The sequence below is a fragment of the Johnsonella ignava ATCC 51276 genome (assembly GCF_000235445.1).
In the GTDB taxonomy this organism is placed as follows: domain Bacteria; phylum Bacillota; class Clostridia; order Lachnospirales; family Lachnospiraceae; genus Johnsonella; species Johnsonella ignava.
In genome coordinates, this window is record NZ_JH378836.1 from 22,936 (window position 1) to 49,364 (window position 26,429).

The 26,429-nt window shown below is 35.2% G+C and carries 28 protein-coding genes; 13 read left to right on the forward strand and 15 right to left on the reverse strand.

The features are described from left to right. Window positions 1-142 precede the first annotated feature (142 nt). The 3 genes from HMPREF9333_RS09360 to HMPREF9333_RS09370 are packed head-to-tail and all read left to right on the forward strand — an operon-like array spanning window position 143 to window position 3,667. Entirely contained in the window at window positions 143-1,591 is a 1,449-nt protein-coding gene (locus HMPREF9333_RS09360; protein ID WP_005541602.1) for a nicotinate phosphoribosyltransferase, read from the forward strand. Window positions 1,592-1,631: 40 nt separating this feature from the next. Next, entirely contained in the window at window positions 1,632-2,516 is an 885-nt protein-coding gene (gene nudC, locus HMPREF9333_RS09365) for an NAD(+) diphosphatase (protein ID WP_005541603.1), read from the forward strand. 26 nt (window positions 2,517-2,542) lie between these two features. Next, a complete protein-coding gene (locus HMPREF9333_RS09370; RefSeq protein WP_005541604.1) occupies window positions 2,543-3,667 on the forward strand; it encodes an asparaginase in 1,125 nt (374 codons plus the stop codon). A gap of 21 nt (window positions 3,668-3,688) precedes the next feature. On the opposite strand, the gene HMPREF9333_RS09375 is transcribed toward HMPREF9333_RS09370, so the two are convergent. The 15 genes from HMPREF9333_RS09375 to pyrF all read right to left on the reverse strand — a co-directional run bounded on the left by HMPREF9333_RS09375 (window position 3,689) and on the right by pyrF (window position 15,175). Beyond that, on the reverse strand, window positions 3,689-3,982 hold the full coding sequence (locus tag HMPREF9333_RS09375) for a hypothetical protein (protein WP_005541605.1): 294 nt from the start codon (window positions 3,980-3,982) through the stop codon (window positions 3,689-3,691). Window positions 3,983-4,184: 202 nt separating this feature from the next. Further along, the gene (gene acpS / locus HMPREF9333_RS09385; RefSeq protein ID WP_005541607.1) at window positions 4,185-4,604 is read right to left on the reverse strand and encodes a holo-ACP synthase; all 420 of its coding nucleotides are present in this window, start codon (window positions 4,602-4,604) and stop codon (window positions 4,185-4,187) included. A 73-nt stretch (window positions 4,605-4,677) separates the two neighbouring features. Beyond that, on the reverse strand, window positions 4,678-4,803 hold the full coding sequence (locus tag HMPREF9333_RS13515; protein ID WP_005541608.1) for a hypothetical protein: 126 nt from the start codon (window positions 4,801-4,803) through the stop codon (window positions 4,678-4,680). A 74-nt stretch (window positions 4,804-4,877) separates the two neighbouring features. After that, window positions 4,878-6,155, reverse strand: coding sequence for a phosphoribosylamine--glycine ligase (gene purD, locus HMPREF9333_RS09390; protein WP_005541610.1), 1,278 nt, complete (start codon window positions 6,153-6,155; stop codon window positions 4,878-4,880). A 25-nt stretch (window positions 6,156-6,180) separates the two neighbouring features. After that, complete coding sequence (gene purN, locus HMPREF9333_RS09395; RefSeq protein ID WP_005541612.1) at window positions 6,181-6,786, reverse strand: phosphoribosylglycinamide formyltransferase; 606 nt, start codon at window positions 6,784-6,786, stop codon at window positions 6,181-6,183. Continuing rightward, entirely contained in the window at window positions 6,780-7,805 is a 1,026-nt protein-coding gene (gene purM, locus HMPREF9333_RS09400; protein WP_005541613.1) for a phosphoribosylformylglycinamidine cyclo-ligase, read from the reverse strand. Before purM ends, purN begins: the two co-directional genes overlap by 7 nt. A 17-nt stretch (window positions 7,806-7,822) precedes the next feature. Continuing rightward, window positions 7,823-8,326 carry a 5-(carboxyamino)imidazole ribonucleotide mutase gene (gene purE / locus HMPREF9333_RS09405; protein ID WP_005541614.1) on the reverse strand — a complete coding sequence of 168 codons (504 nt, stop codon included), beginning with the start codon at window positions 8,324-8,326 and terminating at the stop codon, window positions 7,823-7,825. A 119-nt stretch (window positions 8,327-8,445) separates the two neighbouring features. After that, the gene (locus HMPREF9333_RS09410) at window positions 8,446-10,635 is read right to left on the reverse strand and encodes an aminopeptidase (RefSeq protein ID WP_005541615.1); all 2,190 of its coding nucleotides are present in this window, start codon (window positions 10,633-10,635) and stop codon (window positions 8,446-8,448) included. A gap of 6 nt (window positions 10,636-10,641) precedes the next feature. Then, window positions 10,642-11,097: a hypothetical protein gene (locus tag HMPREF9333_RS09415; protein ID WP_005541616.1), complete on the reverse strand. Its 456-nt coding sequence runs from the start codon at window positions 11,095-11,097 to the stop codon at window positions 10,642-10,644. A gap of 30 nt (window positions 11,098-11,127) precedes the next feature. After that, window positions 11,128-11,568, reverse strand: coding sequence for a VanZ family protein (locus HMPREF9333_RS09420; RefSeq protein WP_242822334.1), 441 nt, complete (start codon window positions 11,566-11,568; stop codon window positions 11,128-11,130). Between the two features lie 42 nt (window positions 11,569-11,610). After that, the gene (locus HMPREF9333_RS13095; RefSeq protein WP_005541618.1) at window positions 11,611-11,760 is read right to left on the reverse strand and encodes a hypothetical protein; all 150 of its coding nucleotides are present in this window, start codon (window positions 11,758-11,760) and stop codon (window positions 11,611-11,613) included. Window positions 11,761-11,835: 75 nt separating this feature from the next. Then, window positions 11,836-12,513 (reverse strand): orotate phosphoribosyltransferase, encoded by a 678-nt coding sequence (gene pyrE, locus HMPREF9333_RS09430; RefSeq protein WP_040882829.1) that lies wholly within the window; start codon window positions 12,511-12,513, stop codon window positions 11,836-11,838. Window positions 12,514-12,528: 15 nt separating this feature from the next. Beyond that, window positions 12,529-13,440, reverse strand: a complete 912-nt coding sequence (locus tag HMPREF9333_RS09435; RefSeq protein ID WP_005541622.1) for a dihydroorotate dehydrogenase — start codon at window positions 13,438-13,440, stop codon at window positions 12,529-12,531. A 2-nt stretch (window positions 13,441-13,442) separates the two neighbouring features. Continuing rightward, complete coding sequence (locus tag HMPREF9333_RS09440) at window positions 13,443-14,243, reverse strand: dihydroorotate dehydrogenase electron transfer subunit (protein WP_005541623.1); 801 nt, start codon at window positions 14,241-14,243, stop codon at window positions 13,443-13,445. After that, entirely contained in the window at window positions 14,243-15,175 is a 933-nt protein-coding gene (gene pyrF / locus HMPREF9333_RS09445; RefSeq protein ID WP_005541624.1) for an orotidine-5'-phosphate decarboxylase, read from the reverse strand. The genes HMPREF9333_RS09440 and pyrF overlap by 1 nt, the downstream gene beginning before the upstream one ends. 214 nt (window positions 15,176-15,389) lie before the next feature. On the opposite strand from pyrF, the gene HMPREF9333_RS09450 reads away from it, so the two are divergent. The 10 genes from HMPREF9333_RS09450 to HMPREF9333_RS09495 all read left to right on the forward strand — a co-directional run bounded on the left by HMPREF9333_RS09450 (window position 15,390) and on the right by HMPREF9333_RS09495 (window position 26,417). After that, window positions 15,390-16,283 carry a GNAT family N-acetyltransferase gene (locus tag HMPREF9333_RS09450; RefSeq protein ID WP_005541625.1) on the forward strand — a complete coding sequence of 298 codons (894 nt, stop codon included), beginning with the start codon at window positions 15,390-15,392 and terminating at the stop codon, window positions 16,281-16,283. Window positions 16,284-16,637: 354 nt separating this feature from the next. Beyond that, window positions 16,638-17,996 carry a 5-bromo-4-chloroindolyl phosphate hydrolysis family protein gene (locus HMPREF9333_RS12340; protein WP_005541626.1) on the forward strand — a complete coding sequence of 453 codons (1,359 nt, stop codon included), beginning with the start codon at window positions 16,638-16,640 and terminating at the stop codon, window positions 17,994-17,996. 207 nt (window positions 17,997-18,203) lie between these two features. Then, window positions 18,204-19,502, forward strand: a complete 1,299-nt coding sequence (locus tag HMPREF9333_RS09460) for a toxic anion resistance protein (protein WP_005541627.1) — start codon at window positions 18,204-18,206, stop codon at window positions 19,500-19,502. A gap of 13 nt (window positions 19,503-19,515) precedes the next feature. Continuing rightward, window positions 19,516-20,532: a diaminopimelate dehydrogenase gene (locus HMPREF9333_RS09465; RefSeq protein WP_005541628.1), complete on the forward strand. Its 1,017-nt coding sequence runs from the start codon at window positions 19,516-19,518 to the stop codon at window positions 20,530-20,532. Between the two features lie 280 nt (window positions 20,533-20,812). Then, entirely contained in the window at window positions 20,813-22,036 is a 1,224-nt protein-coding gene (gene pepT / locus HMPREF9333_RS09470) for a peptidase T (RefSeq protein WP_005541629.1), read from the forward strand. Window positions 22,037-22,063: 27 nt separating this feature from the next. After that, a complete protein-coding gene (locus tag HMPREF9333_RS09475) occupies window positions 22,064-23,203 on the forward strand; it encodes an ATP-binding protein (RefSeq protein ID WP_005541630.1) in 1,140 nt (379 codons plus the stop codon). 121 nt (window positions 23,204-23,324) lie between these two features. Continuing rightward, window positions 23,325-24,164, forward strand: a complete 840-nt coding sequence (locus HMPREF9333_RS09480; RefSeq protein WP_005541631.1) for a pyridoxamine kinase — start codon at window positions 23,325-23,327, stop codon at window positions 24,162-24,164. 118 nt (window positions 24,165-24,282) lie between these two features. After that, a complete protein-coding gene (gene ung / locus HMPREF9333_RS09485; protein ID WP_005541632.1) occupies window positions 24,283-24,954 on the forward strand; it encodes a uracil-DNA glycosylase in 672 nt (223 codons plus the stop codon). A gap of 56 nt (window positions 24,955-25,010) precedes the next feature. Further along, window positions 25,011-25,856: an undecaprenyl-diphosphate phosphatase gene (locus tag HMPREF9333_RS09490; RefSeq protein WP_005541633.1), complete on the forward strand. Its 846-nt coding sequence runs from the start codon at window positions 25,011-25,013 to the stop codon at window positions 25,854-25,856. Between the two features lie 60 nt (window positions 25,857-25,916). Beyond that, window positions 25,917-26,417, forward strand: a complete 501-nt coding sequence (locus HMPREF9333_RS09495) for a CYTH domain-containing protein (protein ID WP_005541634.1) — start codon at window positions 25,917-25,919, stop codon at window positions 26,415-26,417. Window positions 26,418-26,429 lie beyond the last annotated feature (12 nt).

Here is a 26,429-nt window from a genome sequence, read left to right on the forward strand (position 1 = left end):
AATATAAAAATGCAAAGACTTATATTTTCATTAAAATACGTTTAAACGTCATTTTTTATAAATTGCACTTGCCCTGTATTCACTGAAAAGCTCAGCATGTATACAGCCTCCGCTATTAAAATTGACGGACAAAGGAGAGAACATGAGTAAAAGAAACCTTACCCTGCTTACAGATCTTTATGAGCTTACCATGATGCAGGGTTATTACAAAGAAAAGGATATGAATGAAACTGCCGTATTTGATATGTTTTTTCGTTCAAATCCCAATAAAAATGCTTATTCAATATGTGCAGGACTTGCACAGGTTATAGATTATATAAATAATCTTCATTTTGACAACGAAGACATAGCATATCTTAAAAGTACCGGTCTTTTTAAAGAGGCTTTTCTTGAATATCTAAAAAGTTTTAAATTTACAGGTGATATCTATGCAATACCTGAGGGTTCACTTATATTCCCCAAAGAACCTGTAGTAAAAGTTATAGCACCTCTTATGCAGGCACAGCTTGTAGAAACTGCCATACTTAATATTATAAATCATCAGTCTCTTATAGCCACAAAGGCTGCAAGAGTCGTACATTCGGCAAGAGGAGACAAAGTCCTTGAATTTGGCTTAAGAAGAGCCCAGGGACCTGATGCAGGCATATATGGTGCAAGAGCAGCCGTGATAGGAGGCTGTGCCGCTACAAGCAATGTTCTTGCAGGACAGCTTTTTAATATACCTGTAAGCGGAACACATGCACATAGTTGGATTATGAGTTTTCCTGATGAGTTAAGTGCATTTAGGGCATATGCAAAACTCTATCCAAACTCATGTACGCTTCTTGTAGATACCTATGATACTCTTGAAAGCGGAGTACCTAACGCTATAAAAGTATTTTCCGAAATGAAGGCATCAGGCATGAAGCTTCAAAATTACGGTATAAGACTTGACAGCGGAGATCTTGCATATCTTTCGAAAAAAGCGAGGATTATTTTAGATGATGCAGGCTTTGAAGACGCCTTTATTTCAGCATCAAATGATCTTGATGAGTATCTTATAGACTCATTAAAACAGCAGGGGGCAAAAATCCACCTCTGGGGAGTCGGAACAAGCATGATTACATCAAGAGACTGCCCGGCTTTCGGCGGTGTTTATAAACTTGCCGCAATATATGATAAAAATCAATGTGCTTTTGTACCTAAAATTAAAATTTCAGAAAATACTGAAAAGGTTACAAACCCCGGAAATAAAAAAATATACAGGATATATCATAAAGATAATCATAAAATTATAGCGGATCTTATATGTCTTGAAGATGAAATAGTGGATATAAATGAAGAACTTGTGCTTTTTGACCCTAATGAAACATGGAAAAAAACCATGCTCTTTCCGGGAAGTTATACTGTTAAAGAAATATTAGTGCCTGTATTTAAAAAAGGAAAGTGCATATATGATTCTCCTGCAGTTATGGATATACAGGCTTATTGCAGACAGGAACTTGATACACTCTGGGATGAATCAAAACGTCTTGCATATCCGCATAAAATACATGTTGACCTTTCACAGAAACTTTGGAATATGAGGGTCGACCTTTTGAGCAAATATTAAAAGCTACTAAATTTTTATGAAAGGATACTTTTAAACCGGAATGTTCCATGAGATCTATCCAAAGATATTTGATCCTGAATATCTTAATAAACAGCCCCTGCCTGATTCATACCTGCTTTTTTTTGATAAATCATATGTCTTTCTTCAAAAAACAGATGCAGAATATCATTCTGAAAATGCTTGTACTGATCTACCTGAAAACGGGCTTTCAATACCAAAATTTAAATATTTCGGCGAAAATATAGACAGACTGACTCAAAATTCATATTATCTTTTTTCAATTGATGATGATGACTACTTTCTGGCACTTAATTTTGATTCAGACAAAGGTGATTCTTTGCAGCTTACAGGAGAAAAAATAGATATTTTCAGAAAACTGAGTCCAAAAAGCACCGCTTTTGCAGTACTTGTGGGCTATCATATATATACCTGGCTGCAAAACAGAAAGTACTGCGGAAGATGCGGCAGTGTAAATCTCCGCTCCGATACTGAAAGAGCTCTGATATGTCCCAGGTGCTCACAGATAGAATACCCACGTATAATACCTGCAGTTATAGTGGCGATTACAGATAAAGACAATATACTGCTCACTAAAAGAGCAAACAGCAGTTATAAGCTTCCTGCACTTGTTTCAGGTTTTCTTGAAATAGGAGAAACTCTTGAGGAAAATGTCAAGCGAGAGGTATTTGAGGAAGTCGGGATCAGAGTAAAAAATGTCAAATATTACGGTTCTCAACCCTGGGGTATAGCTGAGGCTGTAATGATTGCATTTACTGCAGAACTTGACGGAGACAACAAAATCACCATTGAAGAAAACGAGCTTTCTGAAGCTGCATGGGTAAAAAGACAGGATGTACCTATACTAAATTCAGATATAAGCATAGGTCAGGAAATGATACAGAAGTTCAGAGAAGGAAAGCTTTAAATAATATATTAAAAGGTTATATACAAATGGATATAAATAAAGATATTAAAACCCCGAACCCGGATAACACCAAATCAAATAATAAAACTTTTTATAAAGAAACTGAGAAAGCCAGCTCAAAAGACTCTTATAATAATATAAACAATCAAAAAAAGAAAATACTCCTTATAGGAACCGGAGGTACAATTGCATCACAAAAAAGTGATGACGGTCTAAAACCTTCTCTTTCCTCTAATCAGCTTCTTAAGTATGTACAGGGGGTTTTTACATTTGCAGATATTGATACTATTGAGCTCTTTAATATAGACAGTACCAATATGCATCCAAAACATTGGCTTATTATATCTAATTGTATAAAAAATAACTATATAAAATATGACGGCTTTGTAATATGCCATGGAACCGATACTATGGCATATACTGCAGCTGCTCTTTCATACCTTATACAGAACTCAAAAAAACCTGTTGTAATTACAGGTGCACAAAAGCCTATAGATATGGATGTAACGGATGCCAAAACAAATCTTTATGACAGCATACTTTTTGCTTCTTCACAAAAAGCTTATGGCATAAACATAGTATTTGACGGTAAGGTAATATGCGGCACAAGAGCAAGAAAGGAAAGGAGCAAAAGTTATAATGCATTTTCATCAATTAATTTTCCATATCTTGCTGTTATACAGGATCATCGGATATTCTTCTATATAGATGATAAAAAACACAATAATGAAAATATTGTCTTTTATGATAAATTAAATACCAGAATAGGTCTTTTAAAGCTTATACCGTCAATGGATGCACAACTGCTTAAATTCATGGCATTAAACTATGATGCTATTATAATAGAATCATTTGGAGTCGGAGGTCTGCCGTCATATGAAGATGTTGATTTTAAAGCGGCTATAAGCGATCTCACAAAACTTGGCAAAATTGTAGTAATGTCAACACAGGTACCGCTTGAAGGAAGTCATATGTCAATATATGCAGTCGGAAAAAATATAAAGGAGGAGTTTTCACTTATTGAAAACTTTGACATGACACTTGAATCAGCTGTTGCAAAACTTATGTGGATACTTGCTATAACAAAAGAACCGCATAAGGTAAGAGAAATGTTTTATACTCCAATAAACCGGGATCTGCTTTGGCAATAACACTTATGTTATTGCCAAAACCTAGCTCAGTTCTACTTTTAAAGAATCTTCAGGTTTAAACTCTGATTTCAAATCATATATATTATGCCCTGTAGAGTCTCTCAAAACTCTGCCTTCAAGTGAATAACAGCGTATAAATCTGTCTTTTTCAATACTTGACCAGTGCTCTATGTCCCATGTCAGATATCCGTCCCTATCAGTTTTCTTTTTCTTAAGATAAACATCTACCTGCCTGCCTGAATTCATCAGACTTATAAATTCTTCAACATCAGCCACTTCAACATCACATTTATTTACTGTATCATATACTTTCATATATTTAACCTCATATTTTTAATATAGTAGTAGTTTTTTTAAGACCCTCTCCAAGGTCCTTAAAAGTATTAACTATAGCACTTTTATATAATTTAAACCAATGCAAATTTTCAGCTATTATAAAATTCAAATTATAAACAGCATACAGTAGAAAGATGTCCGTTTTTAAAACAGACTTATTTGTAATAAATGTCATTCTCTGTTATATCTCTATAATTACAAATGCACAGGCATAATCTTTTGTATTTGTTATTGAAACCTGTATATTGTTAAAGCAAATACCTTGATTAATACATTTTTTCATGCCAATCTGTTTAAAACAATCATTCAATCCGTACAGCTTTTCAAGTGCCCTGCCATACAGCTTTATATACGGTTTTCCAATATTATCTCTAAGCACTTCAACTTCATATGGCATAAAACCTCGAAATCCTGTGCCCAGACTTTTTGCAAATGCTTCTTTCGCAGCAAAATTTCCTGAAAAAAAAGAAACTTTGTTATTTGATAAATGTACCTCTCTTTCAGTAAACAGCTTTTTAATAAAACGCCCTGAAAAACTGCTTTTAATTGCTGCTTTAATTCTTGCATTTTCTATAATATCAACGCCCATACCTATTATCATAATATGACCCTTAATGTGTTTATAAATCTTTCAGATACTTACGATAATTAAACATATACAAAGTATAAAATTATCACATATCTTCATCATCTTCCACGCCTATGACTCCAAAAACTGATGCCATGGTTGAAACTGCCGCAACCACAGCAACAATTATAACAAGAAAAAGTATTCCCGTAAAAATAACCATCAATTCCATTATAATACCTCCCGTATATTATTTAGCAAGACAGTTTAATACTATCACAATATCTTATATATGTAAACAACCCATCACAGTTCCAATGCCGTCTTACCTATATCAGTCCGGTTATACTTACCTTTAAAATCTATAAACTCACAGACACTATAAGCATTTTTTACAGCCTCTTTAATATCCTTTCCCTTAGCAGTTATACCAAGAACTCTGCCACCGGCGGTAACTATATTATCTCCTGATTTTTTTGTACCTGCATGAAAACAGTAAAATCCCTTATCCTCAGATAAATTGAATTTATCAAGCCCTTTAATAACCATACCTTTTTCATAATTTTGCGGATATCCGGCACTTGCAAGAATTACACATGCTGCAGCATTATCTTCAAATTTAAGCTCTATCTTATCAAGTGTACCGTCAATACATGCCTCAAATATATCGATTATATCATTCTCCATCCTTACAAGTACAGTCTGAGTTTCAGGATCACCGAATCTTACATTATACTCAAGAACTTTAGGACCGTCTTTCGTCAGCATAAGCCCGAAAAATATCACACCTTTAAACTCAATGCCTTCACAATTAAGTGCATGCAATGTTTTTTCATAAATATTTTTAATACAATATTTTTCTATATCCTTTGTATAGAAAGGACTTGGAGAAAACGCTCCCATACCGCCCGTATTTAAACCTGTATCTCCGTCCCCTATTCTTTTATGGTCTTGTGAAGATGCCATCGCCTTTACAGTTTTTCCATCACAAAATGACAGTACACTCACTTCAGGACCTGTAATAAACTCTTCAATTATTACAGTATCGCCTGAAGTACCGAATATTTTTTTAACCATAATATCTTCAATCGCATTATATGCATCATCATAACAGCTGCATATAAGCACTCCTTTTCCAAGTGCCGGACCATCCGCTTTTACCGCAATCGGGTATTTTACAGTTTTTAGATACTCTTTTGCCTTGTCTGAATTATCAAAGACTTCATAAGCGGCAGTAGGTATGCCGTATTTTTTCATAAGATGTTTAGCAAATGATTTTGAACCTTCAAGTCTTGCGGCATTTTTGGAAGGACCGAATACCCTAAGTCCCTCCTTTTTAAACTCATCAACTATGCCTTGACATAAGGGATCATCCATACCCACTACAGTAAGTCCTATATTTTTCTCTTTTGCAAATTTAATGATATCCTTAAAATTCATTACAGGTATATCTGCGATTTCCGCTATTTCCGATATCCCCGCATTCCCCGGAACACAATATATTTTATCCGCTCTGCCGCTCTGAGAAAGTTTATGGCATATAGCATGCTCTCTGCCGCCTCCGCCTACAACAAGTACATTCATATAAATCCACCATCCTTTATCTGTTTTAAACTATCGGAAGTCTTATATCACCGTTTGCAGCCATATTAACTACTTTAGGCAGTATTATATGTTCCGCCTCTTCCATGACCCTTTTTTGAAGCAGCAATGGAGTATCATCATCTTTTACCTCAACAGTCTTTTGCATAAGTATTTTTCCGCTGTCTATACCTTCATCAACAAGATGTACCGTAGCACCTGTAATCTTCACTCCTCTTTTAAGAGCAGCTTCATGTACTTTAATCCCGTAAAAACCCTTCCCGCAAAAGCTGGGTATAAGGGAAGGATGTATATTGATTATCCTACCCCTATAGCTTTGTACCACTTTATCAGGTACTTTTGGCAAAAAGCCTGCAAGCACTATGAGATCAGGTCTGTTTTCATCTAAAATCTTTAGCATAAGGTTTTCAAATTCATACTCATTATATTTTTTTGCCGGTACACATATTTTTTTAATATTCTCAGCTTCCGCTCGTTTAAGTGCATAAGCGGCTTCATTGTCGGAAAAAACCAAATCTATACATGCATTCTTTATATCGCCTGCTTTTAATGCATTTATAAGCGCCTGAAGATTTGTACCGCCGCCGCTTACCATTACCGCAACACTTAGCATAATTCTATACCGCCCGCTCCTGATATAACCTTTCCTATTACACATGCTCTTTCGCCTGATAAATGTATTGCTTTTAAAGCTTTTTCGGTTTCATTTTCATCAACGGCAATCACCATACCTATTCCCATATTGAAGGTATTATACATGACTTCTTCATTTACATTTCCATTCTTTGCTATAAGATTAAATATAGCAGGTATTTTATAAGAGTCCTTTTTTACAGAAGCTGCAACCCCTTCAGGCAGCATACGAGGTATATTTTCATAAAAACCTCCTCCTGTGATATGTGAACAGGCTTTTATCCTTACACCTGATGACTTGACTGCAAAAATCGCTCTTACATATATCCTTGTAGGTGCAAGAAGTGCCTCACCAAGTGTAATATCAAGTTCATCATAGTATCTTTCAAGGTTTTCTCTGCTCATCTCAAATACCTGTCTTACAAGTGAAAAACCGTTTGAATGAACACCGCTTGAAGCTATCCCTATAAGTATATCTCCCGCCTTTACCTGTGCACCGTTTATAATATCCTTCTTATCTGCAACACCCACCGCAAAACCTGCAAGATCATACTCATCTTCAGGATAAAAGCCCGGCATTTCAGCAGTTTCACCGCCTATAAGTGCCGCACCTGAGGCTATACAGCCTTCTGAAACACCTGATACTATACAGGCAATCTTTTCAGGATTATTTTTACCGCAGGCTATATAGTCAAGAAAAAACAGCGGCTCACCCCCTGCACATACAACATCATTTACACACATAGCAACACAGTCTATACCTATAGTATCATGCCTGTCCATAATAAATGCAAGCTTCAATTTGGTTCCAACTCCATCAGTGCCTGATAAAAGCACAGGTTCGTCCATTTCTTTTATTTTTGCAAGCGAAAATGCTCCTGAAAAACCTCCAAGCCCACTTAAAACCTCAGGTCTAAAAGTTTTTTCAACATATTTTTTTATAAGTTCTACCGACCTGTATCCTGCCTCTATGTCAACACCTGAACTTTTATAATCCATAAAAACCTCCAAAATTCTTATTCAAATGCCTTATATCCCTCTTCCTGAAGTTTTAGATCTTTTTTAATAACCTCTTCTTTCATATTCTTTGAATAATCTTCAAGTTTTTTTCTAATTGTATCATCTGACACCGCCAGTATCTTTGCCGCAAGTATTCCTGCATTTTTTCCGCCGTTTATCGCCACTGTTGCACATGGGATTCCGGAAGGCATCTGTACAATTGAATAAAGTGAATCTACGCCTCCAAGATCTGAAGTCTTCATAGGTACTCCTATAACAGGCAGCAAAAATAAAGCAGCACACATACCCGGCAGATGTGCCGCCTTACCGGCTCCTGCTATAATAACCTTTATACCCCTGTTTTGTGCATTTTTTGCCCATTCAAAAAAAACTTCCGGTTCTCTGTGTGCGGAAATTATCCTTATTTCAAAATCAATCCCCATATCTTTTAAAAAATCGGCAGCTTGAGACATTACTTTCATATCAGAATCACTGCCCATAACTATACCTACTTTAGGCATATATCCTCCTTCCCAAGACAAAAAAGCCTTGATATATACTATATTTATTATAGCATATTCAGGCTCTTTTGCACGTTTTTTCTTATTAATTACATTCGCATTATATATTTTAAATAAGACTATTTTAAATTTCTCATCATATCATTAAGCTCGTCAAGATCTTCAAGCACAAAATATCCATTTTCTATAATTAAAGTCTCATTGCCGTTTTTATCAACTGCACAAAGGCAGCCAATCTCATCATAGGGAACCGTTATATCTGTATGACAGTTAAAATACGCCTTAGATATATCATCTTTCCTAAGTATTGAAATCTCATTGTCTCTGGCTGCTATAAGCTTGCCGTCGGGATTATATGTCAGAAAATCTTCCTCATGTGAATAACATGTATCGCCAAGTGCAAAATGAGGACCGGTTTTTTCAGCTATAAGTATAGGCAGAGCCTTAAATATACCGTATTTTTTAGCAGCTGCATAAGCAGCGGTATTGGTTCCTATGGCAAATTCTCCCATAGGAAGGCTTTTATACCCCTTAAGCAAAACATTTTCAATAAGTTTCTTTTGGCTGTCTGCACCGTTTAGATTTTCTTCATCAAAATTGGAGCAGCTATAATCAGTTACCATACCATCTTTAAATTTTATAATTAAATTTTTAAAATGTATACCTCCTATATACACCTCAGAGACATTTAATATTCCGTCAGTACCCTTAAGTACGGGACTTGTAAAAACCTCTCCCAAAGGTATATTTACATCTGCAAGACAATTTTCAAATGCACTTTCCTTTCTGTGATCTTTAATCTTATATATGTTTACACATAAATCAGTCTTATTTTTATTTCTGCCCTTAATTCTTACAAAATCCGCCTTATCAAGATTATCAATTAAAATCTGCTGCATCCTGCAGTAGGAATCGGTGTCAAGAGTATTTATCCTTATAATATCATCAAATATATTTTTATAAGTAATTTCATCTTTATTGCACAACGCATTTTCACTGCTCTTTATTATACCCGGCAGCGGCCATGCAATTATAGCAAAGCTTGTTTCCTCTCTTTTTATATATTTGCTCTGAAGCACTGAAATCCGCTGTCTGTAATCAAGACTTAATTTTATATCTTTATCGGTAAATGAATAGGCAGCCGGAGCATATACAGGATTGAATTTTTCCTCTCCAAAAACTTCAATCAATGCAGGTCCGGCATTGAGTTTTATATCTTCTTTAAACTTTTCATAAGCATATCCTGCAAGCTCAATTTTCCTGTCAAGATATGCTTTTTTCATAAGTATAACATTGTCAAATTTATGATCAAGTATATACTGCTTATTTATATCAAGAGCACTGCATCCTACATCTCTTACTTCGCTCTTATCACTGAGTTTATACGGTTTTTCTTGAAGTACTGTAATTATACCTGTTTTTTCAAAATTACGGATAATCTCCCTGAGCAGCCTTTCAAATCCGAAAGTATATCGTATCGAAACATATTTTTTTTCTGAAATATCCTTTCCTGCTATTTTAAAACCACGTATAAAACCGTCAGTGAAAGCATCAGCCATATATTTGATTTTATCCTGCGTAAGCGATAAAAGATAATATGCACTGCCTATTTCTTCATCTGAGATATAATCACCGAATTTAAATAAATACCTGATATCATTTAAATCCGAATTCATTATAATATCATATATAAAATTATCATCAGGTATAAATGCCCCGGCAATACTTCTTTCAACGCTCTCATCAAGATAGTCATAAAAATGTCTATAAATTATATTTTCAATTTCCTTAGCATCTACTTCACCATCATATAAAAAAAGCGTATATATCTCTAAAAAAAGCTCAAGTACTGCCGCATACTCGTAAAGCCTGCCCCTGTAAATCATAGGAAGCACAGTCCTTATCTCACATGCAAGAAGAGACAGCAGTCTGCCTGATTTCCTGCCGAAAAACTTTTCCATATGTGTAGGACAGTAAATCGAATTTTTATAATTCTCAGATAACAATGAAGCATATAAAGCTTCCTGCCCTGCTTTAAGCTCTTCAAGACTCAAGCTGTCAAATTCCCCATTTTCAATTTTTTTCCTTATTTCATATGATGAAAGTATAAAATTTGCATTCTCAAGAAAATATTCACGGTAAACCGCATTTATATTATCCCGACTTATTTCTTTTATACGCCCTATAGCAGACTCTATACGTTCAACGTATTTTAAATCTTCAAGTTTATATGCAATTTTATTTTCATAATTATTTTCCATATTATTTTTTATTTGATTTTCTACTTCGCTTTCTGTATTATTCTCCATATTTATTTATGCCCTGTAACCTATAAAAACTACAGTGATCCATATTACAAATTGTATTCCGCCTATGCCTACTCCAAGAAATGAAAGCCAATATTTTGCAGGCCTGTTTTTAAATGAACGCAGCCCGAACCAGAGTGCCGAGGCTGAAAACAAAAAAGAACTGAAACCAAGTGCCGATACAGTCATATCAGGGCTTCCCTTATAAAATAAATTCAGATAGTAGGCAATATATAAAAATATAAGACCTATAAAGGCACAGAAAGTTGATGTTATACCTCCTTTTGCCATAGGCTTTTTAATATAATTTATTAAATTTTCATTTATATCCGCCATAGGCTTTTTCCGGTCTTCAGGAAAAGTAAATTTAGCCTCCTCAAGTATAGCCTCCCCTTTTGTTCTTGCAGGTGCCATGATTTTTTTCCTGTCTTCATCTTTTTCAAATAAATTTAAAAATTTAAACAAATCAGCCTCCATTTACTATATATATGCATATTATACAGTGTTTTTTTCAAGCCTGTGCCATATAATATTTCCAATTAAAAATACCGTATATCCTATTACGGAACCTAAGGTATTTAATATAATATCATCAATATCAAAGCTTCCTACATTTACTATAAACTGTATACCTTCAACTCCAAGCGAAAAAAGCATTCCCATAAAAACAGTTTTTAACATACCCATTTTATATTTACTTATTATAGGAATAAAAAATCCGAAAGGTATGAAAGCAACTACATTGCCGGGCACATTTATCATAAATGCCACCATACCCAGAGTATGTCTGTATTTGTAAAAGCGCATTATTTCTTTAAAAGGCTCTATATTATAACTTCTTTCTGCAAGCGGATTTTCCATCCTACCAAATACTTCTGCAAAAAACAGCAGGTAGACAAGTATAATAAGATATGCAATAAAGTATATTTTGCCCAATATTTTATACCTTGGCTTTATATCTTTTTCCATAATTTTATATTAAAAGACAATCTCATCTTTTCTTGTTAAAAGTTTTGCTCCAAAAACTATTGCAACTATGCCGGTTGCAACTCCGAGAACAATGCTTATTATACCTATTGCAATACATGCAGCTCCTGAGTTTCTCATAGTATTATATACTTTTTCCATAATTTCCTCCGCTGTATTATTTATAAATCACTTTATATTATATTTATTAAAAACCAATTACGACATAGTTTTAAATCAATTTTCTGTGCCGTAGATTTTATAATAATCATCTATAAGACCTTTTAATTTATCATCTATTATAATCCTGCCATTACAGGGCTTGTTATAAAGATAGTTTATAACTTCTCTCATACTTACTATGGAAGCGGTTTTAATATTATATTTTTTACTTATTTCCTTAAGTGCACTTTCTTCCCCTCTGCCCTTTTCACATCTGTCTACACTTACTATAAGCCCAAGCACATTTACACTGCCCTGTGCGTTTAAAATAGGCATGGTTTCTTCAACTGAAGTTCCTGCCGTAGTTACATCTTCTATTATAACAACCCTGTCTTTATCATTAACAGGTCCGCCAAGAAGTATGCCTTTGTCTCCATGATTCTTTATCTCTTTACGGTTTGAACAGTATTTTATATCAGCACCATACATATCCGACATGCTTATACAGGCTGAAACTGAAAGCGGGATGCCTTTATATGCAGGACCAAATAAAACTTCAAAATCCGTTCCGAAATTTTCCTTAATAGCTTTTGCATAGTATTCACCAAGTTTTTTAAGCTGACTTCCGGTCTTAAATGAGCCCGTATTTATAAAAAACGGAGTTTTTCTACCACTTTTTGTAATAAAATCTCCGAATTTAAGTACATCACAGTCTATCATAAATTCTATAAATTCTTCTTTATATCTATCAATTTGTTCCATAATATTCTACCATTTACCTGAAAGACCTATAATCTGATTTACATCATTAAATCCATTGTCAATAAGGTATTCATTTATTCCTTCAACTATATTTACTCCGGCACCAGGATTATAAAAATTTGCAGTACCTACACTTACCATAGATGCCCCTGCAAGCAAAAATTCTATTGCATCCTCGGCATTTGATATACCTCCCATACCTATTACAGGTATATTAACAGCCATTGCAGTCTGATATACCATACGCAGTGCCACAGGCTTTATACACGGACCCGAAAGTCCTCCGGTTTTATTTGCCAAGGCAAAACATCTTTTATAAATATCAATCTTCATGCCGGTAAGTGTATTTATAAGAGATACCGCATCAGCACCGCCTGCCTGTGCCGCCTTTGCCATTACTGTAATATCAGTTACATTCGGCGAAAGTTTCATGATTATAGGCTGTTTGGCATATTTTTTTATCTGTGAAGTTATATGTTCAACTGATTCTGCCTTCTGCCCGAAAGCTATACCGCCTTCTTTGACATTCGGGCATGATATATTTATCTCCAGCAAATCTACAGGAACATCATAAAGTTTCTCTACTACTTCTATATAATCACTTTCAGTCTTTCCGCATACATTTACTATAATCTTTGTGTCATACTGTTTTAAAAACGGGACATCCCTTTTTATAAATACATCAATCCCCGGATTTTGCAAGCCTATAGCATTTAGCATACCTCCATAAGTTTCTGCAATTCTTGGAACAGGATTGCCTGCCCATGGGATATTCGCTACACCTTTTGTAGTAACGGCACCAAGCTTTGAAATATCGGTCAGCTCACAATACTCTGCACCCGAACCGAAGGTGCCGCTTGCGACTGTTACCGGATTTTTCATAACAACACCGGCAATGTTTACTTTAAGCCTTGACATACTCACAATACCACCTCCTCGGCAGGAAATACCGGACCGTCTTTGCATACTCTTGCATTATTGACACAGCTGTGGCTGTCTTTTTCTACAGTATTGCATACACATGCAAGACAGGCACCTATAGAACATGCCATCCTTTCTTCAAGAGAAACATAACATTTTATATCATAAAGTGTACAATACTCCTTCAGTGCTCTCAGCATAGGTAAAGGTCCGCATGCCATAACCGTAGCATGATTTAGATCAATTTCATTTTTAAGCACTGCATCCATTACAGTCCCCTTTACTCCTATACTGCCGTCATCACTTGCAGTATAGACTCTGCCATATACCTCAAATTCATCTTTAAGGAACGGGCTGCCACCTTTATATCCAAGCACTGCCCTTCTCCTTCCTTTAAGTCTTTTCATAATCTCAAGCAGCGGCGGTATACCTATACCTCCGCCTATAAGGACTGTATCTGTTGAATCAAGCGGGAAACCGTTTCCGGCAGGTCCGAGCAGATCAATTTTTGCACCCCTTGGCATAGTGCTTAAAAATTCGGTTCCGCTCCCTTTCCCGGTTACTCTGTATACCAGCCTCAGACTGGTTTTATCACTGCTTACACTGCATATACTTATAGGTCTTGGCAGAAGTCTGCTTTTGTCATTTAAAAAAATTGAAACAAACTGTCCCGGCATTGCTTTTTTTGCTATATCAGGCACCTCTATCCATAACTCATATATATTTCCTTCTACACTTTGCGACTGCACATTTTTCTGTAAATTGCCATGAAATGTAATATATCCGCTGGATTTTAACATCAGTCTCCTCTGCCGGCAGCCGATGAAATATCCTTAATCATATCGGATACCGCAAGCCTTGAGGCTTCTGCGAATTCCCGGCTGCTGAATTTATTCTTATATTTTTCAGACTTATAGGCAGCTATTATTCCTCTTGAAGAATTTATAATGGCACCAAGTCCGTCATCATTAAAACAATATTTAAGTTCAGCCGCCCCTGCTCCCTGTGCACCGTATCCCGGTACAAGAAAATATGTATATGGCATAAGTTTCCTTAATTTTTTAATCACCTCAGGAAATGTGGCCCCAACCACCGCACCTACATTTGAATAATACCCGTCCATGGATAAACTTCCCCACTCTGCAACCTTTTTGCCGACATGTTCATATAATGCTCTTCCTCCGGCCTCTATATCCTGAAATTCACCGCTTGAGGGATTTGAGGTCTTAACAAGCACAAATATACCTTTATCGTATTTATTGCAGGCATTTAAAAACGGGATTATGCCATCGCTTCCGGTATAGGGGTTTACTGTAATCATATCAGTATCAAAACCGCTATATGTCATACTTCCTATCTCAATTTCTCCAATATGCCCCGTAGCATAGGCTTCACAGGTTGAACCTATATCTCCCCTCTTTACATCTCCTATGACAATAAGTCCTTTTTTATGGCAATACTCAATTGTTTCGGCATATACTTTCATTCCCTCCGGTCCGAGCTGTTCATACATAGCCGCCTGCGGCTTTACTGCAGGTATGAGATCATAAATATTGTCTATAATTTCCTTATTAAATCTCAATACCGCCTGTGCTGCACCCTTAAGTCCGGCTCCAAATTCGTCATATGACTGTATTTTTATATGTTCAGGTATAAATGACGGCATAGGATCAAGTCCTACACATACCGGTGCTTTCTTTTGTTTAATTTTTTCTATAAGTTTAGTTATCATCTGTGTACAATAATATCTCCATATATGGAATTACCTTTAAGGCTGCTTAGATTTTACCATAAAGATACATGTGCAACAAGGTATAAAATAAACCCGGCATTTTTTATCGCAATTATATGTTACTGTAAGTATCTTTATAATATATATTATATCGTTTAACTATGATTAAAATATTATCGCAATTTTACTGCCCTCATGATATACTTGAAATGCTATGAACACTGATTTAACTATAATTTTAAAAAATAAACTTGACTCACAGCTGCAAAATGATATAGATAATCTTCTAAGGATATGCTGCGATTTTGAGCCGATTTGTGTGTCATTTCCTTTTGACGAGGAAAGTTGTATTTATATACTCGGTTATAAAAATAATATACTTATATGTATGATACCGCTTATATACATAAGCGAAGGACTCTATGAGTGCAGTGCATGGACACATCCCGACTTTAGACGTATGGGATTTTTTAAGATGCTCTGGTCTTTTGCACTTAAAAAACTGCCAGACAATTCTTCAGTACAGTTTATAAATGATGCAAACAGCATCCTTGGCAGGTTTGCCGCAAAAAAAATCAACGCCTTAAAAATATACACTCAGCACTTAATGAGCCTTGATTTAACAACTATACCTGAATACATGCCGGACTATTTTTTTAAAGTTCTGCCTGTTTCTGTTGTTCAAACTAATAAAACTGTCAAAACTCACAAAGCAGAACCGCTAAATACCGATGAAAAATCTTCACATTCTGATTTAACTGATACAGATAATTCTAATCATTATATTATAAAATCTGATAAAAGAGAGCGTAAACTGAATTTATTTCAAGGTACAGTCGTAGCTGAATTTAATATAATCAACTATAAAAGTAAGAAAGATATTTATTTTTACGGTTTTTTTATAAATAAAAAGCTGCGTGGAAAAGGATTCGGATATTATATATTTAATTATATACTGAATTTTTTAAAAAAATCGGGACATAGAATGATTTATTTACAGGTTGAAGACAGCAATGTCCCTGCGTTCAGGATTTACAGAAAATCAGGTTTTTATGTGATAGAAGCAGTTGAATACTATGAATTTGTTTTGCGTAAACAGAATCATTAAATTTCTTATCCTACACAGTCTTTTATCTAAAATACCAAATCTCTTTAAAATATATTGCAGTTTAGACTGATTTATGGGATAATGATAAGCAGGTTTCGGTTTGCTTAGGATACTTAGTACTAAAGTTTTATTATTATACTTACATATACTTATATCATGAACAAATCAGAACAACCTGTACAGGCACTGCGGACAGTATATTATACATATAAAGCAGTGCTTTCTGATATTTAAAATCAAAGGCGGTTAAATCTTACTTGAATTAAAATCCGTCAAAACGGCACAGCAACAGATCCCGCCAGGAGTACAAATATATTTACGCAATATATTAAAGAATAGGATACAAAACAGATTATGAACGAAAATCAGGATTGGAACAAACTCCGCAGTGATATAGCCGACACTGCTAAAAATATACTTAAAAACGCTGATTATGAAGGCATGATCAATAATATTACAGATGCTGCACATAGTGCAATTGACGAGGTGGCATCAAGTATAAGCAGAAAATATGAAAGAGATATTAGAAAACATAACAGACATTTAAGGCGTGAGCTTGAAAGAAGTTTAAGATATAGGGATCGTTTTTCTCCGGATCTTAACGAAAACGTACCAAACAGCATGTATGGTCCTTATGATGACTTAAACGGCATGGAAGCTGAAAATAATACTCTGTATTACAAAAAAAACAAGAGGACAGGAATAAATAAATATAGTATATTCAGTGAAAATTTTTTAAGCAACAGAAAATTCAGACCTGCAAAGCAAATATCTTCTATGGTAATACTCCTGTTTTTTTGCCCTTTAGCATTTGCGATGTGTCTTGCAATGATATTATTTATAACTTTGAATATAACAGTGCCGCTCTCTGTCTATGTTATTTTTTCTATTACCGCATTGATTTCATTTTTTATGATTTTTTTATCATGTGTTAATCTGTCAACCATAAATGAATCAAAAAAATTCATGAATGTAATAGGCTCAAAAAGTTATATAAATCTAAGCGTTCTCGCACAGTTTACAGGGAAAAGTATAGCTCATATAAGGAAATCACTAAAAAAAATGATTGATCAGGGTATATTTCCGCAAGGGCATTTTGATAAGGAAGAGCTGTGTTTTATGCTTGATAATGAAACCTACAACGAATATCTTGCTATTGAAGTTGAAAAGGCTTCACTAAAACTAAATGCCAAGAATGAAACTTCTAAAGTAGACGAAAAGGATAGTGAAAGTGATTATCCTGAAGCAGCCTCATTAAATGAAGAAGATAGAAAAAAATGGTTTGAAATTATAGAGATGGGCAAAAAATATACACAGGATGTTAATAGGCTTAATGAAAGTATAAAAAGTGAAGTTGTTTCAGAAAAGCTTTCAATACTTGAAAACCTGCTTCGTGATATCTTTGCCAGAATAAAGGAAAAACCTGAAGAAATCTCACATATGTATAAATTTATGGATTATTATCTTCCTACAACCCTTAAACTTGTACAGACTTATGATGACTTTGAGAGAATCACGCAGCCGGGCGAGGATGTAATTGAGGCTAAAAAGGAAATTGAAGCAACCCTTGATACAATTAATCTTGCATTTGCACAGCTGCTTAATACGCTGTTTAAAGATGCCGCTTATGATGCCGCAACTGATGCACAGGTGCTTCAAACAATGCTTGCAAAGGAAGGACTTACAGGCGGTATTAATAATAAAACCCAATAAACTTGAACTTTCTTAAAAATACCAGAACCAGGTGAAATACTTCGCCGACCGCAGTGGAACATCTAAGTTTTTATTACATTCCAGTGTATAGCGTGTTTCACCATCAAAACATTCGCCATATGTGCAGGCAAACTCGCCATATGGCTCTTTAATCGCAGGAATAAATTTTAAATATATACTGCCGCCAGGCAGAGAATGGAGAAAAATATGAATGATGATAAATTAGAATTTTCAAAATCACCTGATGAAGAACCTAAAAGCACTGATATAATTGAGACAGGCTCAAATAACACAGAAAGTATCGATCTAAATAAAAACAATTATAATGATGCTGATTTTAAAGAGCTTCTTGATGAGGCACCCCAGCTAACACTTGAACCTTTTTCAAAAGATGAAATACAAACTGCCAATACACCGGTACCTAAACCTGAAGAATCCGTAATTAACGAACCGGAGCTTACTGAAGAAGAAAAAAAGATGGTCATGAATTTCGCTTCACAGATAGATATCGAGAATTCACAGGCAGTCCTCCAATATGGTGCAGGAAGTCAGAAGAAAATAGCCGATTTTTCGGAATCAGCACTAAGCCGTGTACGCACAAAAGACCTTGGTGAGGTCGGTCAAATTCTCGCAAATGTTGTTTCGGAGCTTAAGACTCTTGAAGATCCTGAAGAAGAAAAAGGATTTTTGGGACTATTCAAAAAAACCGGAAATAAAATTGCGGGAATAAAGGCAAAATATGACAAGGCAGAGGTAAATATAAATAAAATCTCAAAGGTGCTTGAGGAGCACCAGGTAACTCTGCTAAAAGATATAGCTATGCTTGATAAGATGTATGATCTTAACCTGAAATATTTTAAGGAACTCTCAATGTATATACTTGCAGGCAAGGAAAGACTTAGAAAAGCCACTCAGGTAGAACTTCCCCAGCTTGTTGAAAAAGCACAAAAAAGCGGTCTTCCTGAAGACGGCAGCAAAGCGAAGGATTTTTCAGAACTTTGCAGCCGTTTTGAAAGAAAAATTCATGATCTTGAGCTTACACGTGCAATTTCACTGCAAATGGCACCTCAGATAAGACTTATACAGAGTAATGATTCAACCATGTCAGATAAAATCCAGTCAACTCTTGTAAATACAATACCGCTTTGGAAAAGTCAGATGGTAATCGCCATAGGACTCAGCCATTCTACCGAGGCTGCAAAAGCACAGAGTGCCGTCTCAAATATGACTAATGAGCTCTTAAGGAAAAATGCCGACATGCTTAAAACCGCTTCCATAGAAACTGCAAGAGAATCTGAAAGAGGCATAATTGATATCGAAACATTAAAAGCTACCAACCAAACACTTATAAGTACTTTGGATGATGTGCTTAAAATTCAGGAAGAAGGTAGAAATAAAAGGATTGCGGCTGAAGCCGAGCTTAAAAATATAGAAAATGAAATGAAAAAGAAACTGCTTGAGGTAAGTGTTATAAAGACCGAAGCAAATAAAAATGATATTAATTAATACCGGAGAAATTATGACTGTTAAAATCGGTATTATGGGATATGGCAACCTTGGAAAGGGGCTTGAATATGCCATAATGCAAAATAGTGATCTTGAGCTTGCAGCAGTTTTTACAAGAAGGGACCCTAAAACTGTCAGTATAATTACACAGAATGTTAAAGTATATCATGCAGATGATGTCTTTGATTTTCAAGATAAAATTGACGTACTTATACTTTGTACAAGCAGTGCCTATGATCTTCCAAAACAAACTGCCAGATATGCTTCAGCCTTCAATGTCGTTGACAGCTTTGATACACATGCTAAAATCCCCGAACATTTTAAAGCTGTTGATATAGCGGCAAAAAATGCAGATAAAACCGCTGTAATAGCGGCAGGCTGGGATCCCGGCATGTTTTCACTAAACAGACTTTATGCACAGGCAATACTGCCTGACGGAGACAGCTGCACATTTTGGGGGAAAGGGATAAGCCAGGGACATTCAGATGCTATAAGACATATAGCAAATGTAAAGGATGCCAGACAGTATACCATACCGAAAGAAGAAGCTCTTAAACAGGTAAGAAGCGGTTCCTTTGAAAATCTCGGAATAAGGCAAAAGCATCTTAGAGAATGTTTTGTCGTAATTGATGAAACAAAGCTTTGTGATGACGAAAAGTCAGTTGATATTCTTAAAAATGAAATAGAACATAAAATAAAAAGTATGCCTGATTATTTTGATAAATATGATACGAAAGTTCATTTTATAAGTGAAGAAGATCTTATAAAAAAACATTCAGGCATGCCGCACGGAGGCTTTGTATTCCACTGCGGTACAACAGGCAAAAATCGGGAAAACAGGCATATAATTGAATATTCGCTAAAGCTTGATTCAAACCCTGAATTTACCGCCTCAATACTTGCAGCTTATGCAAGGGCGGCTTACCGACTTAATAAAGATGGTGTTTCAGGTGCAAAAACCGTCTTTGACATAGCACCTGCCTACATTATAAATAAAACGGGTGAAGAACTTAGAAGCACAATACTTTAAGGAAACGATGTTTTAAAACATAACTGCCTTAAGTAAATGTGAATGGAGCTGCACGAAATCGTATGTAAATGATACAACTAGTCTGCGGTTTTTTGCACATAAAACACTTAAATCAGTGTTTTTTAAAATTTTATGTATGATATATCCTGAAAACCGGCATATAATTTTATATATAAAATTTTATACATTACAGACAGGATAAAAATTTATGAAAGGAAAATACAGACATATATCCTGTTTTAAAGGTCTGTGTTCTGAATTGTATATAATATTTTTCAGAATGGTATTTGAAATTATGGAGAAACTAATTGAAAGATTTTTGGAGTATATCGCTATAGATACCATGTCGGATCCTAAAAGTGATACCGTTCCAAGCAGTAGTATACAGCTTCCGCTTGCAAAAAAGCTTAAAGAGGAGCTCGAAGAAATCGGATTAAAGGCAACGCTTGATGATAAAGGCTATGTTTATGCAACACTTGAAGCCAATACTGATAAAAAAGTTCCGGTTATAGGCTTTATTGCACATATTGATACAAGCCCCGCACTTACAGGAGGCTGTAAAAATCCGAAATTTACTGAATATAAAGGCGGCGATATAAAGCTTAATGAGCAGTATTCAATTAATGAAGCAGAGTTTCCCATATTAAAGAAACTTGTAGGAAAGACCATAATCACAACTGACGGCACAACACTCTTAGGGGCTGATGACAAAGCAGGAGTAGCTGAAATAATGAATGCACTTGAATATCTTGTAAAGCACCCTGAAATTAAACATGGAAAAGTAGTTGTAGGCTTTACTCCTGATGAAGAAATAGGAAGAGGTGCCGATCATTTTGATGTAAAAGGTTTCGGTGCCGACTTTGCATACACAATGGACGGTGGTGAAATAGGAGAATTCCAATATGAAAACTTTAATGCCGCTTCAGCCGTAATAAAGGTTCAGGGTAAAAGCGTTCATCCGGGCTCAGGCAAAGACGTTATGATAAATTCAATTTATATCGCCATGGAGCTTGAACAGATGTTGCCAAAAGCACAAAGACCTGAGCATACACAGGATTATGAGGGATTTTTCATGGCAAATGAAATAAACGGCACTATTGACTATACAACCGTTGAATATCTTATAAGAGATCATGACAAAGTAAAATTTGAAGAAAAGAAAGCTCTTATGAGGAGTGCAGTGGAATATATAAATAAAAAATATGGCAATGTAGTTACACTTGAACTTAACGATTCTTACTATAATATGAAAGAAATAGTTGAGCCTCATAAGGAAATTATAGATCTTGCAGTAAAATCAATGGAAAATATAGGCATCACTCCGCTTGTCAGAGCTATAAGAGGCGGCACTGACGGCTGCCAGCTTTCATACAAAGGACTTCCGTGCCCGAACATATTTGCAGGAGGATATAATTTCCACGGAAGATTTGAAATGATTCCTGTTGAAGATATGATAAAAGCTTCAGAGCTTATAGTTGAAATGGTTAAAAATGCAGCACTTTAATATATTTAAATTTATGGTTAAAAGTCTATGTATGAAATAGATTTTGATGAACTTGATAAAAATAAAAACGATAAGCTTATTATAGACCTTAGACTTAAAGAAGATTTTGATCATGATAATTATCCCGGTTCCATAAATATACCATGGAGAGATTTTGATACGCATTTAGATAATATGCCGAAAGATCGACCGGTGTACCTTATATGCAAAACCGGTCATGACAGTCTTTACCTTGCTGATCACCTGCAAAGTGCAGGGGTTGAAGCTTACAGTCTCAAAGGAGGTTTCTCAGCCTTTTTAAAAAATAAGCTTAAAGCATATTTTTTAAATGAGGCTCTGGCAGAGAAAAGATATAAGGATATAGAAAGAAGTATTATAAAAAAGTTCCGTAAGGAGATCTGGCGAAAATTTACCCGTGCAATAAATGAATACAGGCTTATAGAAAATGGAGATCGCATAGCGGTATGTATATCAGGCGGAAAAGATTCCATGCTTATGGCAAAGCTTTTCCAGGAACTTTTAAAACACGGGAAAAATAACTTCAGTGCTGTATTTCTTGTAATGAATCCGGGATATAATGAGCTTAATTATAATACTGTTATAGAAAATGCAAAGCTTTTAAATATTCCGCTTGAAGTTTTTTCATCCGAAATATTTGATATAGTTGCATCTCAGGATAATTCTCCATGTTATCTGTGTGCAAGAATGCGCAGAGGATATCTTTACAGCTACGCAAAACAGCTGGGCTGTAATAAAATAGCACTTGGACATCATTTTGATGATGTAATTGAAACCATAGTAATGGGCATGCTTTACGGTGCACAGATACAAACCATGATGCCGAAGCTGCACAGTACAAATTTTGAAGGTATGCAGCTTATACGCCCTATGTATCTTATAAGAGAAAAGGATATTATACACTGGGCGTCTTATAATAATCTGCATTTTATACAATGTGCATGCAGACTTACTGAAAGCTGCGTATCATGCGGAGGAAGCGGACAGGGTTCAAAAAGGGGCGAGATCAAAACTCTTATAAATGAGCTTGCCGCAAAAAATCCTTATATAGAAAAAAATATTTTCAGAAGTGTTGAGAATATCAATTTAAATACAATTATCGCTTATAAGGATAAGGATGGAGAACATCATTTCCTTGATAATTATTGATAATATAATGTAGGTGTCAAAAGATAATAAATTCTCTTGCAAGCAAGCTTGCATCGAATTTTTATACTTTTGACACTTGTATCATAATATTATTTAAAAATAAAAACTATAAGGCGGAATTATGAAAGACAAAAAGATTTTAACAATACAGGATATCTCATGTGTCGGACAGTGTTCACTTACTGTAGCACTTCCTATAATATCGGCATGCGGTGTTGAATGTGCTATATTGCCATCAGCCGTACTGTCTACACATACAGGCGGTTTTACAGGTTTTACATTCAGAGATCTCACAGAGGATATGCCCGACATAAGAAAACACTGGGAAAATGAAAATATAAAGTTTGATTTAATATATACAGGATATTTAGGCAGTGTAAAACAAATGGATTATGTATCTGAGATCATGGACAAGCTTCTGATTTCAGACGGTCTCAGAATCGTTGACCCTGCTATGGCTGATAACGGTATGCTCTACACCGGCTTTGACATGGATTTTGTAAGATCAATGGCAGAGTTATGTAAAAAAGCCGATATAATCCTTCCTAATATCACGGAAGCATCATTTATGACAGATACACGCTGTATACTGAAAGACCATGATGAAGAATATATAAACTCTCTTCTTGAAAAACTTTCCAAATTCGGAAATAAAAAAATAATCTTGAAGGGCATACGATTTGATGATGAAAACCTTGGGGTTGCAATATATGATAATAATACTAAAAAATGCGAGTATTATTTTAATAAAAGACTTGATAAGAGTTCACACGGCACAGGCGACTGCTTTGCTTCAGCCTTTTGCGGAACACTTTCCCAAGGAAAGACAGTATATGAAGCTGTACAGACGGCTGCTGATTTTGTATACAAATGTATCGAATGTACCATGGATGACGACAGTCATTGGTATGGTGTTAAATTTGAAAAAGCACTGCCTGTGCTTATAAATAAATTTGCATAAATTTTATACGGATTACAAATCAGATAATTTATCTGTGCATATTGTGTTTTCCGTACATTATTTTAAAAAAATCAATTTATTACAAATCAGATAATTTATCTGCATATGGAGGATTCTTATGATAGAAGGCGACTGGCTTGAACCGCTTAAGAAAGAGTTTTCAAAGGATTACTATAAAAAGCTTTACTCATTTGTAAAAGAGGAATATTCAAAATATAAAGTATTTCCTCCTTCAAAAGATATATTTAATGCACTCGGACTTACACCTCTTTCAAAGGTAAAGGTGGTTATACTTGGTCAGGACCCTTACCATAATGACAATCAGGCACATGGTTTGGCTTTTTCAGTACCTGAGGGACAGGAAATTCCGCCTTCTCTTAAAAATATTTATAAAGAACTGCATGACGATCTTGGGCTTTATATTCCTGACAACGGAAGCCTGGTTAAATGGGCAAAACAGGGAGTACTCCTGCTTAATACCGTTCTTACAGTAAGGGCACATATGGCATTTTCACATCGTCAAAGAGGTTGGGAGCAGCTTACCGATGCAATTATATATACGGTAAATCAAAAAGAAACCCCTGTAGTTTTTATGCTCTGGGGAAAACCGGCACAGCAGAAAGCTGCCATGCTTGACGGCACAAAACACCTTATACTTAAAGCGCCTCATCCAAGCCCTCTTTCAGCAAACAGAGGATTTTTCGGATGCAGTCATTTCAGCATGGCAAATAATTTTTTAATTAAAAATCATGAATCAGCCATTGACTGGCAGATAGAAAATATTACATGATATAACTTGATTTTATATTGTCTGTTATAATTAATTTTGAAGGGATATAACATAACATGGATATAATACAGCTTTTAAAAGTTATTGTTTTAGGAATTGTGGAAGGACTGACCGAATGGCTTCCAATAAGTTCTACAACACATATAAAACTTGTGGATGATATAATAAAATTTAATGCCACGGAGTCATTTAAAGAAGTGTTTATTGTATTTATACAGCTTGGTCCAATGCTTGCAGTTGCAATTACATACTTTCAAAAGCTCAATCCTTTTGATCCTGCCAAAAACTCACCAAAAAAGAAAGCTTCTTTTGTACTGTGGTTAAAAATAATTATTGCAGCACTGCCTGCCGCAATACTGGGTGTACTTCTTGATGACTGGATAGATGCACACTTTAGCTCAACCCTTATAAATTCGCTTATGCTTATCATCTACGGTCTTATTTTCATAGTTTATGAAAACATAAACAGGAACAAACAGCCTGAAATTACAAAAACCGGTCAGATAGGCTATCAAACTGCCCTTTATATCGGTATGTGTCAGGTGCTTGCACTTATTCCCGGAACCTCACGTTCAGGTGTTACTATACTTGGTGCCATGATGCTTGGCTGTTCAAGAAGTATATCGGTCGAATTTTCATTTTTAATAGGAATTCCCATACTGTTCGGTGCCGGTGTACTTAAATTATTAAAATACGCCCTTTCAATACAATTTCATTTCGACCTGCTTGAAATTGTATATCTGCTTACAGGGTGTCTTGTATCATTTATAGTTGCCGCCTACACTATAAGTTATTTCTTAAACTGGATTAAAAAGCATAATTTTAAACCTTTCGGATATTACAGGATAGCTCTAGGCATAGTTACCCTTATATGGTTCGGATTAAGAGCGCTTGTAAAATAAGATAACAGCCGAACGGTTCAATATAAGATATTTATTATTTGCACCCAGAACGTAAAAAATATGGATTATAAAAATAAAAAGAATATTGAAATAGAAAGAAAATTTCTGATCAAAAAACTGCCTGATAATTTAGACAGTTACCCTAAAAAAAAGATTTCACAGGGATATTTAAACACTTCGCCTGTGATAAGGATAAGATCCGAAGATAATAAATATTTCCTTACTTATAAAGGAAACGGTCTTATAAAACATACAGAATATAATCTCCCTCTTGATAAAATAAGCTTTGATAAACTTATACAAAAATGCGAGGGATTTATAATATATAAAACCAGATATATAATACCTCTTAAAGGATATCCTGCCCTAAAGGCGGAGCTTGACGTATTTGAGGACACATTTAAAGGACTTGTAATTGTAGAGGTTGAGTTTGAGGATGACCAGTCAGCCGGGCTGTTTATCCCGCCTGACTGGTTTGGAGAGGATGTAAGCCTTGATAAGAATTATCATAACTCCAATCTCAGTATAAAAGGTAATCCTTGTAAAACAACAGGCATATGAACATTTTTCTGT